The organism is Marinobacter salexigens (assembly GCF_002806945.1).
Taxonomy (GTDB): domain Bacteria; phylum Pseudomonadota; class Gammaproteobacteria; order Pseudomonadales; family Oleiphilaceae; genus Marinobacter; species Marinobacter salexigens.
In genome coordinates this window covers 299,473-313,549 of sequence record NZ_NIHC01000005.1, presented here as the reverse complement: position 1 = coordinate 313,549, position 14,077 = coordinate 299,473, and the positions used below count along the sequence as shown (strand labels likewise).

Below are 14,077 nucleotides of genomic sequence, written 5' to 3'. Positions count from 1 at the left end.
CCTTGATGCGAAGGCGGATAGTTATCCGCAGAGGCTCTGGTTTGAAATGATGGTGTCAGAATGGCGACTCAAGCGGTGCCATGCCGACGTAAACAGATTTGGTCTGGGTGTAGTGGGCGAGTGTTTCGCGACCATTCTCGCGGCCCAGCCCCGAAAGCTTGTAACCGCCCACAGGCATTTCCGCCGGCGAGGCACCAAAGCTGTTAATCCAGCAAATCCCTGCTTCAATTTGATGAATAACGCGATGTGCGCGGGTGGTGTCTGAGGTGAACACCGCAGCTGCCAGGCCATAGTCGGTGGCATTTGCGCGTTGGATAACTTCTTCTTCGGTATCGAATGGCAGTACGGACATCACGGGACCGAAGATTTCTTCCCGCACAATAGTCATGTCATCGGTGCAGTCGGCGAAGATTGTTGGCGCCACAAAGTAGCCGCCTTCAAAACCAGCAGGCTGCAAGGTGGTGCCGCCGGTTAGCAAGCGCGCACCTTCAGCTTTGGCGCTGTCGATGTACTTCATTACCAGGTCACGATGCTTTGCGCTGATCAGGGAACCAAAGTTGGTTTCCGGGTGCTCCGGGTCGCCGGCGATGATGTTGTTCTCGGTTCTTCTTACCAGTTCCTCAAGAAAGGCGTTGTAGATGGAACGTTGAACAAATACGCGGGTGCCGTTAGTGCACACTTCGCCTTGGGTGTAGAAGTTGCCCAGCATGGCTGCGGAAACTGCCTGTTCCAGGTTGGTATCTTCAAAAACCATCAACGGAGATTTGCCGCCCAGTTCCATGGTTACAGATTTGAGAGAGGAGGCAGAATCGGCCATTACGGTGCGGCCGGTTTTGGCTTCGCCGGTAAACGAGACTTTTGCGATGGCCGGTTCGGCGGTCAGCATCTGACCCACCCGGTAGTCGCCTTGCACTACGTTGAATACGCCAGCGGGCACGCCTGCTTCGATGTAAATCTCAGCAAGTTTAATGGCGCCCAGTGGGGTTTCTTCCGATGGTTTGAAAATCATGCTGTTACCGCACGCCAGAGCGGGAGCGGATTTCCAGCAAGCAATCTGCAGAGGGTAGTTCCATGCGCCAATGCCTGCGCATACGCCCAGAGGCTCACGACGAGTGTAGAAAAAGTCTGGCCCCAAGTGCTGGCTTTCGCCGGTAATACTGGAGGCCTGGCCGGCGAAATACTCCACCGAGTCGGCACCGGTTACCACATCAACCACGCTGGCTTCCTGCCAGGGCTTGCCGGTGTCCAGCACTTCGATCTTTGCCAGTTCATCGTTGCGCTCACGCAGAAGGTTGGCTGCACGGTTCAGAATGCGACCGCGCTCAAGCCCACTCATGGCAGACCATGCTTTGAAGCCTTCTTGGGCGCTTTTGACTGCTGCCTGCATAACCGATTCATCGGCTTGTTCAACTTGATAGATCAGCTTGCCAGTGGCCGGGTTCACCACGTCGAAGCGCTCGCCACTCTGGTTGGCCAGTGGCTGGCCGTTAATAAAAGACTGGTACACGGGCAATGTCATTTTCTGGCTCCGTTATTCGCCTGTATGGCTTGGTCGATGTAGGTTTTGCAAAGGGCGACGGCCTGGTCGGGTTCAATCCGGCCTTCACTCAAAGCAGCGCGCAGCCAGAAGCCGTCAATCATGGCAGCTACGGTTTGTGCAGTTGCTTGCGCGCGCTCGCGAGGCATCAACTGGCGCAAGTGGTAGATAAGGTTGGATAGCAGGCGGCGTTCGTTAACCCGCTGTAGTCGCATCAGTTCAGGGCTGTGCATGGCTTGGGTCCAGAAGGCCAGCCAGGTTTTTGCCGACTGGGCGTGGGTCTGAACGCCGGAAAAGTTGGCATCCACAATGGCCATCAGGCATTCCCGGGGATCGTGGGAACGGCCTGCCATCAGTTTTGATGCATCCTGCTGCAGGCATGAGAGCAAATACCGCATAGTCGCTTCGAGTAGACCCTGCTTACCCCCGAAGTAATGGCTCACGATGCCAACCGACAATTTCGAGGCGGCTGCGATTTTTCCGATGGTCGCACCCTGAAAGCCGTGGGTTTCAATAACCTCTAGCGTTGCGTCGATGAGCTGCTGTCGCCTAATCGTTTCCACTCCAACTCTTGCCATGCGCTCTTTGACCTGTTTCGGGTTGAATGAGTGTTCAATTTGTTGAACGGGTATTCAATTTGCGCAGGTTAATGGTTTGAAGACTAAAGATCAAACGGAATAAAAATCTGAATTAGCCCTGAATTGCTTGATTTCGGCTTCAATTTCAGCGGTTAGTACGTACAAGAAAGTGTTTAGAAGGCGAATGAATGCTTGCGGGCATGTTAGGTGTTGCCCAGCGCGCGTCACCGAAACTGCGTTGGTAATTCAGAGCGGTAGCGGCAGTTGCCTGGCTGGCGGAAGTTCACCCAATGAGGCTCGGGAATGGGTGGGAATGCACCCAATTTCCCGGATGTTCAAGGCAGGGATATTTGAAAGCATCTGTTTCGGAAGGGTTTTTTTAAGTGGCCCGCTATTTGCTGATTGTAAATGTTATCGCAGCCCTCTTCGGGCTCCGTTGAGCACCCACTCAATCAATAAAATGAATCAGGGAGCATTCTCTATGAAGACCCAAGCCATGATGGCGGCAGCATTTGCCTCCACTCTTGTTGTTGCCAGTCCTGTTGTTGCTCAGGATCGGGCCGGTTGGCCGGATAACTTTACGGTGGGCACTGCCAGCCAGGGCGGTACTTACTTTGCCTATGGATCTGGCTGGGCGAACTTTGTTGCAGAAAGCCTGGGTGTTTCCGGTGGTGCTGAAATTACCGGTGGGCCAATGCAGAACATGGCGCTGGTTCATACCGGTGACTTGAAGTTTGGCCTCACCACCATGGGCCCGGCCCGTGAGTCCATGGATGGCAACAGCCCGTTGGCGCCGGGCATGAAGATGGACAATGTATGTGCCATGTTCCCCATGTACGAGACGCCTTTCTCGGTAACCGCGCTTAGCAGCTCCGGCATTACGTCGATTTCCGACATTCCGGATGGTGCCACTATTGGTTTTGGCCCTGCGGGTTCAACCTCTGACACCTACTTCCCGCGCATGATGGAGGCCCTGGGTGTGGACTTCAAACGCCGGAATGGCAGCTGGTCTGACCTTGGTGGCCAGCTTCAGGATGGCCTGATTGATGTTGTGGCTTTTGCAGCAGGTATCCCCATTCCGGCGGTTAGCCAGTTGGAAGTTCAAACCGATGTGAACATTATTGGTATGACCGATGCGGAAGCGAAGAAGGTGACGGACAACTTCCCGGTGTCTGAATTTATTATTCCGGCCAGCACCTACCAGACTCTGGATGAGCCGTCGCGTGTTGTATCCATGTGGAACTTTGCCATGGTGAACTGCGATATGCCGGAAAGCTTCGTGTATGAAATCACCAAGCTGACCATGGAGCAGAATGACCGGATGGTTTCAATCCACAAGGCCGCTCGCAACTCGGTTCCCGAGAACTACAGCAAGAACAACGTACTGCCTTGGCACCCGGGTGCAGCGCGCTGGTTCAACGAGAACGGCTATACCATCGAAGCAAGCAAGATCAAATAACGCTTAGCTAACACCTTTTGATCTGAATGCTTGAGAAAAAGGGGGCCGCAAGGCCCCTGAACACTCGCCGGCAGTTTACCGGCTCCGATTTGCCTGCAGGCAGGACCCCCAATGACACTTGAACGACACCCCCAAGACTTTTCCGATATAGAAGTGGGTGAAGACCACGTACTCGCTCACGATGTGGACAAAGAGCCTGTAGAAGCAAACCGCAGGCTGTTTGAAGGTGGCATGCTGAAGTTTGTGACTTTGCTTGCCATTGTTTACTCCTCTTTCCATCTTTATTCGTTGAATATTGCGCCATTGGAAACCTGGTCGTTCCGAATTGTGCACATTGCCGGGGCGCTTGTTCTGGGGTTTGTTCTGTTTGCCGGTGCGCGCTTTGTTTCCGCAGAAGAAGGCTCCGCGCGCCACCGCTGGACAACCTGGATTGGCGCTGTTGCGCTTTTGCCTGCCTTTTACGTGCTGTACCAAACCTACTCGTTCTGGCAGATGGTTCAGAACGGCGCCATGCGCATTCCGGTTGATCTGGAAACCTGGCACTTCGGTTGGCCGTTGTTGGCAGCCACCGGCGTAGGCATTGTGCTGAGCTGGTTTCATCAGCGTGAGCGTTCACGCTTCAGCGTGCCGGATCTGGTGCTGATTGTGTGCTCAATTGCTGTTGCTGCCTACTTTCTGGTGGCTTACAACACCGCCATGCGCATGTCGACGGGCACCTCGTTTGCGCCGGTGGGCATATCCTTTGCTGCCGTGGCTGGCACCGCGCTGATTATGGAGCTGACCCGCCGTGTGGCGGGGCTGGCGCTGGTAATTATCGGATTGGTGTTTCTTGTGTATGTGTTTGCCGGGCCATATTTGCCGGGCTTTTTGGGCTACCCGGGGCTGTCTGTTCAGCGTTTCTTCAGCCAGGTATACACCGATGCCGGTATTCTTGGGCCCACCACGGCTGTGTCGTCCACCTACATTATTCTGTTCATTATTTTTGCCGCGTTTTTGCAGTCGTCCAAAGTGGGCGACTACTTTGTGAACTTCGCGTTTGCCGCTGCCGGCCGTTCCCGGGGTGGCCCTGCCAAGGTGTCCATTTTCGCCTCTGGCCTTATGGGCATGATCAACGGCACCAGTGCGGGCAATGTGGTATCTACCGGTTCACTGACTATCCCGCTGATGAAAAAAGTGGGCTATAGCAAAAAATCTGCGGGTGCCGTGGAAGCGGCTGCGTCTACCGGTGGGCAGATCATGCCGCCGATCATGGGGGCGGGTGCCTTCATCATGGCCGAGATTACCGGTATTCCCTATACCGAAATCGCCATTGCAGCCATTATTCCTGCCATTCTTTACTTTGCATCTGTTTACTTCATGGTGGATTTTGAAGCGGCTAAAACCGGCATGCGCGGCATGCGGGAAGATGAGCTGCCAAAGCTGCGTACCATGGTGAAGCAGTGCTATCTGTTCCTGCCGATTATTATCCTGATAGTGGCTTTGTTTATGGGCTACTCGGTGATTCGTGCAGGTACACTGGCTATGGTGTCTGCGGCGGTTGTCAGCTGGTTCTCACCCAACAAGATGGGGATACGGCAGATACTGAACGCGCTGGAAATTGCCTCCTATATGGCGATACAGATTATTGTGGTGTGTGCGGCGGCCGGCGTAATTGTAGGCGTTATTTCGCTAACAGGTGTGGGTGCGCGTTTCTCGGTACTATTGCTTGATGTGGCCGAAGCGAGCCAACTGTTGGCGCTGATTTTTGCCATGTTTATTTCCATTCTTCTGGGTATGGGCATGCCTACCACGGCGGCTTATGCGGTTGCCGCTTCGGTGGTAGCTCCGGGCCTGGTTCAGTTGGGCATTGAGCCTCTGACGGCGCACTTCTTTGTGTTCTACTTTGCGGTTGTGTCTGCCATTACTCCGCCGGTTGCTCTGGCGTCCTACGCGGCCGCTGGGATCTCCGGTGCCAATGCCATGGAAACCTCGGTGGCGTCCTTCCGCATTGGTATTGCAGCGTTTATCGTGCCCTTTATGTTCTTCTACAACGGTGCCTTGTTGATGGAGGCCGGATGGTTCGATATTGCACGGGCACTGGTAACGGCACTCTTTGGTGTGTACCTGCTTTCTGGCGGTGTGCTGGGTTGGTTCAGCAATGTTTCGGCCTCATGGATAGCCCGCTTGTTACTGATAGGCGCTGCGCTGTTGATGATTGAGGGCGGTATGGTGTCTGACCTTGCAGGTATCGGGCTTGCAGTAGCGGCCTTCTTGATGCAGCGCCAGCGCAAGGGGCAGCTGGCAGCGGCCTGAGTGTTGCCTCCTTGCCTGTCCTCTTGTTGTTCAAGGGGGCGGGCGATAGGCTGGCGTCTTTTAACGGTATTGCGGGAACCCGGCTATGTCCTACCGGATAGGCGCTATTGTTGTGTTTTTGGTGACTCTCACTGTGTCCTGGATGCTAGGAGACTGGGTTGGTTACCGGCAGGTTGAACAGGATAGCCTCGAAGAGTCCTTTCGTTATCGGCAACTTGTGGGTAACGAGCTTAACCGATACCTGCCTATCCCTGAGTTGATGGCAGAGCACCCCTTGCTCGCAGAAGCCCTGACAGCGCCAGACAAGCCTGCCATTATTCATCAAGCCAACGAAGAAATGCAGCGTATGGCCACCATCGTTGGCAGTTCGGATGTGTATTTGATGGACACAACCGGGCTGACGATTGCCGCCAATAACTACCTGCAGGCCGGCAGTTTTGTTGGCCGCAATTTCAGTTTTCGCCCCTATTTTTACGAAGCTGTCGCAACCGGCAAGTCTGCCATCTATTTCGCATTGGGCTCCACCTCTCGGGTTCGGGGATTGTACTTTTCCCACCCGGTACGAGGGGAGCAAAACCAGTTGCTGGGCGTGGTGGTCGTGAAGGTATTGGTGCATGAGTTGGAATCTCAGTGGCACAGGCCAACCTCTTTGCGCGAAGCCGAAATGGTGGTGCTCGACGAGGCTGGCGTGAGCTTTCTTGCCAGCAAGCCGGAGTGGCTCTACCGGGACTTTACCGGCAGTGATGTGGCAGCTCCTGGCGAGCTTTCTCGCCAGCGGTACCCGGAACGCGACCTGAAACCCGTGGCTTTTGACTATCTTGGCAGCCCTTCCGGCCTGTCTGGCTCGTCAAGAACATTGCGCCTCCGGGAAAACGGCGGTGGCCGGGAGTACCTGAGTATTCGAACGCCCTTGCCCAGGCTGGACTGGACACTGCAGGTTATGGTGAGCACGCGCTCGGTTATATGGACACGGCTCGGGTTTATAGCCGGCGGCATCGCGATTTATTTCGGCATTCTGCTGGCATGGCTGTATTTGCGTGAGCGCTACCGGCGTGAAGCGGAGCTAGCCCTGAGAGGAGAGCAGCTTGAGCGCAGCGTTGCAGAGCGTACGGGTGACCTTGAACGCACCAACCGCAAGCTTGTGGATGAAATACGGGAGCGGGAGCGCACCCAGAGCGAGCTGCGAGAAACCCAGCAAGAGCTGATTCAGGCGGCCAAGCTTGCGGTTCTGGGGCAGATGTCTGCAGGCCTCAACCACGAAATGAGCCAGCCCCTTACCGCCATTCAGACCTACGCCCGGAACAGCCGCCGGTTTCTTGAGAAAGGCGCCGCCGACATGGTGGATGAGAATCTCAGTGAGATTGTGCTTTTGTGTGACAAAATGGCGGAGCTAACCCGCCAGTTCAAGGTGTTTGCTCGCAAATCTGAAGGGCCGCCGACGAGTGTGGATCTACGCTTGTCTGTGGATGCGTCCCTGAAAATAATTGAGGCGCAAAAAAGCAGTGCCGGAATTGATATTCGGTGGAACCGTCCTGAGCAGCCGGTTTTTTGCCATGGTGATCTGATCCGTATCGAACAAGTTATGGTTAACCTGCTCGCCAATGCGGTTCAGGCAGTAGAAGGCCAGGAGCAGCCGGTAATCACCATAGAGATTGAAGAGCAGGGGGCTTGTTGGTGCTGTTTTGTTCGGGATAACGGGACTGGGCTGCCGGCCAATTCCGAGCAGATTTTTGAACCCTTTTTTACGACCAAATCGGTGAAGCATGGGCTTGGGCTGGGCTTGTCTATTTCACGGCAGATTGCTGATGCCTTGGGTGGTCGGCTCACGGGGCGCAATCGCAGCGATGCCCCAGGTGCGGAGTTTGAGTTTACTTTGAAAAAGCGTGAGGCAACGGAATGACAGAACCCTCGGTTATTTTTGTGGATGATGATCCGCACATACGCAAATCCATCGCCCAGGCGCTGACGTTGGAAGACCTGCCTGTACACTGCTTTGAAAGCGCTGAGGCCGCGCTTGAAACCATGTCACCGGATTACAACGGCGTGGTGCTCTGCGATTACAACATGCCGGGAATGGATGGCCTTGAAATGCTGGGGGCTGTTCAGGCCCTCGATAAGGCGATTCCGGTTATTATCCTGACCGGGCAGGGCGACATCAGCACGGCGGTTTCCGCCATGCAGCAGGGTGCCTATGATTTTATTGAAAAGCCGTTTAATCACGACGAGCTGATTGAACTCCTGCGCCACGCCCTTGAAAAGCGCCATCTCGCCTTGGAAAACCGTCGACTCAAAGCCCAGTTGCGCCACCTGGCCCGGCCTGGACCGAGAATTCTCGGCGACACTCCCAGCATGCAAAAAGTGATGGATACCATTACGCCGATTCTGGATATTTCGGCCAACACCCTGCTTTTTGGTGAAACCGGCTCCGGCAAGGATGCCCTGGCTCGTTATATTCATGAAAACAGCCCTCGGGGTGCCCATAATTTTGTGGCGATCAACTGTGGGGCTGTGCCGGAGAATCTTATTGAGAGCGAGCTCTTTGGCCATGAAGCCGGGGCATTTACCGGCGCAGATAAACAGCGTATTGGCAAAATTGAACACGCCCACCTTGGCACTCTTTTTCTGGACGAAGTTGAAAGCATGCCCATGCCGTTGCAGATCAAACTGCTGCGGGTGCTTGAAGAGCAAAAGGTGGAACGTTTGGGCAGTAATCAGGTGCAGGATGTGGATGTGCGCATTATTGCCGCTACCAAAGCCGACCTGAAGGCGCTCAGCGATGAAGGAAGTTTTCGGGCAGACCTTTATTACCGGCTAAACGTGGTAAAAGTGGATATACCACCCTTGCGGGAACGCAAAGAGGATATCCCCATGTTGTTTCATCATTTCGTTCTGATTGCCGCAGCCCGTTACGACCGGGAAAGTGTCCCGCTGGATGCCAGCCAGGCTGCGCGGTTGATGCACCATAGTTGGCCGGGCAATGTGCGTGAGCTGCGAAACCTGGCGGAGCGATATGTGCTGCTTGGCCCGTCTGCGCTCGATGCGAGCGAGCCAGAAGCCAAGGCGGATGTGAGTGGGCGGCGAACCTTGACAGAAATGATGGATAGCTTTGAGCATTCCGTGCTGACCAGTGCCCTCAATGCCTGCCATGGCAGCATCAAGGACACCATGGTGCAGCTGGGTGTTGCCCGCAAAACCCTTTACGACAAAATGAAGAAGCATGGGCTGGATAAGGCGCAATTTAAAGATTGAGTCGGGTGGATTGATACGCAGCCGCACGAATAGTTACACGCGAGATACAAACTACGCAGTACCCTCAATGATAATTTTGGCGGCTATTCTATAGCATGCTGTCACCTTTTTACGGGTCGAGTCTTCGGCCCATACCTTCCAGCAGACACAAGACTTATTCGCTATGAAAAACCTGACCATTCAAACACGGGTGCTTTTGTTAGCGCTTGTACCGGTGATTGTGCTCACTGCGTTCCTGACAACATACAATCTTAAACAGGCCCAGGGCATTGGTGATGAAGCGGTTGCGGATTTCTCCTCGGATATGGAGATGAGCAAGCGACAGGAGTTGAAAAACTATATTGAGCTGGCGCGCACATCTATTGCTCATCTTTATAACCAGCCCGGTTCTGCCAATGACCCTGAGATTCAGGAGCAGGCTTGGGAGATTTTGCGTCAGTTGAGGTTTGATGACTCCGGTAGCCCGGGCTATATGTTTGCCTATGACGCCAGTGGTGTGAATGTAATGCATGGCGTAAGTCCGGCCTTGGAAGGCAAGAACCTCTGGGGCTTTAAAGACCCCTCCGGTAAACATCTGATCCGTGAACTCCTCCAGGTGGCCGGTAACGGAGGAGGCTACGTTGACTACGAATGGGAAAACGAAAGCACCGGGCAGGTGGCTCCAAAACTTGGTTACGCCGAGATGATACCTGGCTGGAATGTGATGATTGGCACGGGGTTTTGGATCGATGGTCTGGAAGCGCAGGTTGCCGTTATGGACAGCAACGTAGGTGCTGCACTGGGCAAAGCTGTAGTCGGCTCAGTAACCACCTCGGTGATTGCGCTGGCAGTTATCGTTTTTCTGGCACTGTTCGTTGTGCGCAGTATTATCCGTCCGCTGAAAACTGCGGTATCTGCAATGAACGACATCGCTAATGGAGATGGGGATCTAACCCGTAGATTGGAAGCCGATAGCAAAGATGAGCTGGGGCAGTTAGCGACGGCATTCAATAGCTTTGCAGACCAGGTGCACAGTTTGGTGGAGCGGGTTCTTACGTCTACCCATACCCTGAATGACGCCTCTGCCGAGTTGAGCCAGATAATGGAAGAGGCTGAGCAAGGTGTGGAGCGTCAAAAGTCCGAGAGTGACCAAGTGGCGACGGCCATGAACGAAATGACCGCAGCAGCACAGGAGGTGGCCAGAAGCGCTAGCGAGGCGTCGGGTGCGGCAGATAGCGCTAACGTACAGGTGTGCGACGCTCAAGGCCTTGTGCACCAAACCATTGAGGTGATCGGAGGCTTGTCTGAGCAGGTGGAGGAGGGGGTGAAGGTGATTGATAAACTGGGCGCCGACTCCCGCCAGATCGATACGGTTCTGGAGGTAATCCGTGAGATTGCCGACCAAACTAATTTGCTGGCTTTGAATGCAGCTATAGAGGCAGCTCGTGCCGGTGAGGCCGGTCGAGGGTTTGCTGTGGTGGCTGATGAAGTTCGCACGTTGGCCAGCCGAACTCAGAAAAGCACCCAGGAAATTCAGTCAATGATTGAGCAGTTGCAGACTGGTGCCAGCAACGCAGTTACTTTGATTGGCTCCATCAGCGAGCGTAGTGAAGCGACGATTGCTGAAACCCGGCAAGTGAACAGTGCTTTGCAAACAATCAGTCAGGCGGTTGGCACGATCAATGACATGAATGCCCAGATTGCCAGCGCGGCTGAGGAGCAGACCAGTGTCTCTGAAACCATCAACCAGAATGTTCATGAAATTGTTGCGATCACTGAACAGACCGCCGAAGGAGCCCACAGAGCCAGCTCCGCGACCCAGGAGCTAAAAACACTGGCTTCCGATATGGCCGATCAGGTTAGTCGCTACCGGGTTTGATGCCTGGAGAGTTCCCGGTGTGGCTGGGAACTCTAGCGGATCATTAAATCGGCAAATTGCGAAAGTGCTTCGAGCCCGCTTACGTCGTCTTCCATTAGCGGTAAGCGTTTCTGGGGCAGATCCTTTAGCACAGTGTCGATTTCGTGAAGGTGTCGCTTTTGGCGCTCAACGCGGGCTTGCCAGAAAGAGCTGCTGGCGGTATCTGGCATGATGCGGTTCACGATCACGCCGGCAACCGGGATGTTGGCACTAGCTAGCGCCTCTATGGCTCTGCCAGTTTCAAGAATAGGTAGCTTCTCCGGAGTCATCACAAACACGAAAGCAGTGTGTTCCGTATCGTTAAGGCGGCGGCGAGTGCGTTGAAACAGCCGCTGGCGGCGCAGCAAGGTTTCGGTTAGCTCCTGGCTTCGTTGGTCCATGCCTTCTATCGGATTTTCTTCAGGGCTTTTCAGTGGATTGTCGACGCTTCGCCCGGGCGTAAGATGAGCCAGCGCTTTGCCCAGCTTCTCAGAGCGTTTGTTGTGTTTCAGCAGGCCGTCGGTCCAGGCTGCCATGATTTCCGGTAAAGTCAGCAGTCGTAAGGTATGGCCTGTGGGGGCTGTGTCGAAAATCAACAGGTCGTAGTTGTTTTCGCTGTCTTCAATCAGCGTGGCCATTCGTTCCAGTATGGCCGCTTCCTGAGCGCCTGGAGATTGTGCGCCTAACCTCAGCTGTCGCTGCAACTCATTGATCTGATCCGGGCCGGCGAACCGCCGCATCTGCTGCATAACCCGGTCCATGTAGGCCTCGGCTTCTGTATTCGGATCCAACTCAAGAGCGTCCAGATTTGGCGCCATGCGCGTTACCTGGCCTCCGATGGCGCGATCAAATGCATCCGCAAGGCTGTGGGCCGGATCGGTAGAGATTAATAATACCCGGCGCCCTTGGTTGGCTGCGGCAACGGCAATAGCAGAAGCCGTGGTGGTTTTACCTACCCCACCTTTGCCGCCCACCATAATCAGTTTGCGGCTGGTAATAAGTGCCAGAATATCCAGGTTATGAGTTTGCAGCATTATTTCCTCAACAGCAGCGGAAGTTGTCGAGCGGTGAGCGCTCCATGCCCATGCGGGTATGCCAGTCGTGGAATCGTTCAAGCATGAGCGGTTGCAGTTCCATGCAATACCAACTTGCAGGGTTAGGGATGCCCATCATTTCACTGAACACCAGTAGCATGAAGAGGTCGTCTTCCTCGCGCCTGGCGCGGGCAATAGCGGCTCTATAGGGCGCGTTATAGTATTCCGCACCTGCCTGGCTGGCTTTCTGGTAGAGATATTTCAGGCGGGACAGCGTCTTTTTCATCAACTACTCCCATAAACAGGAAACCGGCCAGGATATATACCCCGGCCGGTTTTCTCAGAGCCTGCTCAGTCCCCTGCGGATGAGAGACTCACTTCTGCTTTTGCACGTTTTAGTGCGGAGATGCACTCCAGCGTGACAAAAATGGCGGCCACAAGAACTACCAGGTCCATAGTAAACAGGAACCAGTCTGCCTTGTCGTAAAAGCCTTTGAGCTGAATCAGCAAGGCAAATAGCGACATGGCGAGAACAAATACCAGTGGCGCCAGAGTGTAAAACGTGGGCGAACCTTTGCGCACCAGCATCACGGTAACAACCAGAAGGGTCAGGCCGGCCAGAAGCTGGTTGGTGGTACCGAACAGGGGCCATATCAGCAGGCCACCCGAGCCATCTGCACCGCCGGCGCCGAACGCCAGAGCCAGGCAAGTGCCCACAGACAGCAGTGTGGCCGGCAGCGGTTTGGCCATCCATTTGATGTTATAGATATCGCCCCACTCCTGAAAGATATAGCGCTGCAGGCGTAGGCCGGTATCCATGGTGGTGCCGGCAAACAGAGCGGCCATAACGGTCAGCATAGTGGCTGCAATGGCAAGGTCGAGACCGGTACCGGCGCTTAGAATCGCCGCGCCACCGTTTACAAATGCAAGCACGCCGCCCTGTCCAAAAGAGTGATACATGGCCTGCCAGTCTGCGAGAGAGGCAAAGCCAGCTGTAGCCGCAATAATGGCAGCCAACGCCAGTGCGCCTTCACCGGTTGCGCCAAAGTAGCCAACAAAGCGGGCATCGCCTTCTTTCGCCAGCTGTTTGGACGTGGTGCCTGAGGCAACCAGACCGTGAAAGCCGGAGATAGCGCCACAGGCAATGGTTACGAACAACAGCGGAATCATCGAGGGTGTGCCGGGTGGTACATCCACGTTGATCATGGGGGCGACCACTGTTGGGTTTGCGATCAGCACAGCGGCGTATAGAGCGGCTAGCCCTACGAACAACTGCAGGCCGTTAATGTAGTCCCGCGGCTGCAGCAACACCCACACAGGGAGCAGCGAGGCAATGGCAGCATACACAAACAGGATGATGATCCAGGCCGCACTGGGTGAAAGCCCACCCACGGATTCGGGCAGGGAAACTGGCACAGAAGGGCCAATGTAAATCAGGAAGTACAGAGCAACTACGCCAACAATAGAAACAAGTGGCAGGCTCATTTTTGCCCGGTAAATAGCCTGGCCAATCACCAGGGCCACGGCGATGGCGCCCCAAACGGGAACAACAGCGCCGGGATTGTTGATCAGCAGCTTGGCAATTACCACGCCAAATACCGCGTTCACCATCAGCAGAACCAGAAAAATCACTATGGAGAATATAGCTCTGGCGCGGCTACCAACCACTTCACCAGTGAGGGTGCCTACCGACTTTCCCTTGTTTCTTACGCTGGCCCAGATGGCGCCAAAGTCGTGAACGCCAGCAAAGAAAATGGTCCCGAGGGTGACCCACAAGAAGGCTGGCAACCAGCCCCAGATAACAGCTATTGCCGGGCCTACAATGGGCGCAGCGCCGGCTACTGACGTAAAATGGTGGCCCCAGAGTACAAATTTATTGGTGGGGACAAAGTCGATGCCGTCTTCAAACTCTTCAGCCGGGGTTTTGAAGCTGTCACTCAGTTTGAAAACAATGTGTGCGAGGAATTTCGAGTAAACGAAAAAGCCCAGCGCCATGCCCCCAAGCCCGAGTACCATCAATATAATAGAGCTCATCGATGCCTACCTGTTATG

The 14,077-nt window shown here is 54.7% G+C and carries 10 protein-coding genes; 5 read left to right on the top strand and 5 right to left on the bottom strand.

Annotated elements, in window-relative coordinates; genetic code table 11:
* Window positions 1-55 precede the first annotated feature (55 nt).
* Complete coding sequence (gene betB / locus CDH47_RS11615) at window positions 56-1,519, bottom strand: betaine-aldehyde dehydrogenase (RefSeq protein ID WP_100640057.1); 1,464 nt, start codon at window positions 1,517-1,519, stop codon at window positions 56-58.
* On the bottom strand, window positions 1,516-2,115 hold the full coding sequence (betI, locus tag CDH47_RS11610) for a transcriptional regulator BetI (RefSeq protein ID WP_100640056.1): 600 nt from the start codon (window positions 2,113-2,115) through the stop codon (window positions 1,516-1,518). Before betI ends, betB begins: the two co-directional genes overlap by 4 nt.
* A 481-nt stretch (window positions 2,116-2,596) precedes the next feature.
* On the opposite strand from betI, the gene CDH47_RS11605 reads away from it, so the two are divergent.
* From CDH47_RS11605 to CDH47_RS11585, 5 genes are all read left to right on the top strand, one after another.
* Window positions 2,597-3,574: a TAXI family TRAP transporter solute-binding subunit gene (locus tag CDH47_RS11605; RefSeq protein ID WP_100640055.1), complete on the top strand. Its 978-nt coding sequence runs from the start codon at window positions 2,597-2,599 to the stop codon at window positions 3,572-3,574.
* A 111-nt stretch (window positions 3,575-3,685) separates the two neighbouring features.
* Complete coding sequence (locus tag CDH47_RS11600; RefSeq protein WP_100640054.1) at window positions 3,686-5,866, top strand: TRAP transporter permease; 2,181 nt, start codon at window positions 3,686-3,688, stop codon at window positions 5,864-5,866.
* Window positions 5,867-5,951: 85 nt separating this feature from the next.
* The gene (locus tag CDH47_RS11595; RefSeq protein WP_100640053.1) at window positions 5,952-7,766 is read left to right on the top strand and encodes a sensor histidine kinase; all 1,815 of its coding nucleotides are present in this window, start codon (window positions 5,952-5,954) and stop codon (window positions 7,764-7,766) included.
* Window positions 7,763-9,115 (top strand): sigma-54-dependent transcriptional regulator, encoded by a 1,353-nt coding sequence (locus CDH47_RS11590; RefSeq protein WP_100640052.1) that lies wholly within the window; start codon window positions 7,763-7,765, stop codon window positions 9,113-9,115. Before CDH47_RS11595 ends, CDH47_RS11590 begins: the two co-directional genes overlap by 4 nt.
* Window positions 9,116-9,278: 163 nt before the next feature.
* Window positions 9,279-10,973, top strand: coding sequence for a methyl-accepting chemotaxis protein (locus CDH47_RS11585; protein ID WP_100640051.1), 1,695 nt, complete (start codon window positions 9,279-9,281; stop codon window positions 10,971-10,973).
* Window positions 10,974-11,005: 32 nt separating this feature from the next.
* Here CDH47_RS11585 and CDH47_RS11580 read toward each other — a convergent pair whose 3' ends face one another.
* The 3 genes from CDH47_RS11580 to CDH47_RS11570 form a co-directional block, all read right to left on the bottom strand.
* On the bottom strand, window positions 11,006-12,025 hold the full coding sequence (locus CDH47_RS11580; protein ID WP_100640050.1) for an ArsA family ATPase: 1,020 nt from the start codon (window positions 12,023-12,025) through the stop codon (window positions 11,006-11,008).
* A gap of 7 nt (window positions 12,026-12,032) precedes the next feature.
* Window positions 12,033-12,311: a cory-CC-star protein gene (locus CDH47_RS11575; RefSeq protein WP_193601649.1), complete on the bottom strand. Its 279-nt coding sequence runs from the start codon at window positions 12,309-12,311 to the stop codon at window positions 12,033-12,035.
* Window positions 12,312-12,376: 65 nt separating this feature from the next.
* Window positions 12,377-14,059 carry a carbon starvation CstA family protein gene (locus CDH47_RS11570; RefSeq protein WP_100640049.1) on the bottom strand — a complete coding sequence of 561 codons (1,683 nt, stop codon included), beginning with the start codon at window positions 14,057-14,059 and terminating at the stop codon, window positions 12,377-12,379.
* Window positions 14,060-14,077: the final 18 nt, after the last annotated feature.

Coding starts and splice junctions, on each gene's coding strand:
- CDH47_RS11570 (WP_100640049.1), bottom strand. CDS start 14,059: ATGAGCTCTATTATATTGATGGTACTCGGGCTTGGGGGCATGGCGCTG.
- CDH47_RS11580 (WP_100640050.1), bottom strand. CDS start 12,025: ATGCTGCAAACTCATAACCTGGATATTCTGGCACTTATTACCAGCCGC.
- CDH47_RS11600 (WP_100640054.1), top strand. CDS start 3,686: ATGACACTTGAACGACACCCCCAAGACTTTTCCGATATAGAAGTGGGT.
- CDH47_RS11590 (WP_100640052.1), top strand. CDS start 7,763: ATGACAGAACCCTCGGTTATTTTTGTGGATGATGATCCGCACATACGC.
- betI (WP_100640056.1), bottom strand. CDS start 2,115: ATGGCAAGAGTTGGAGTGGAAACGATTAGGCGACAGCAGCTCATCGAC.
- CDH47_RS11595 (WP_100640053.1), top strand. CDS start 5,952: ATGTCCTACCGGATAGGCGCTATTGTTGTGTTTTTGGTGACTCTCACT.
- betB (WP_100640057.1), bottom strand. CDS start 1,519: ATGACATTGCCCGTGTACCAGTCTTTTATTAACGGCCAGCCACTGGCC.
- CDH47_RS11605 (WP_100640055.1), top strand. CDS start 2,597: ATGAAGACCCAAGCCATGATGGCGGCAGCATTTGCCTCCACTCTTGTT.
- CDH47_RS11585 (WP_100640051.1), top strand. CDS start 9,279: ATGAAAAACCTGACCATTCAAACACGGGTGCTTTTGTTAGCGCTTGTA.
- CDH47_RS11575 (WP_193601649.1), bottom strand. CDS start 12,311: ATGAAAAAGACGCTGTCCCGCCTGAAATATCTCTACCAGAAAGCCAGC.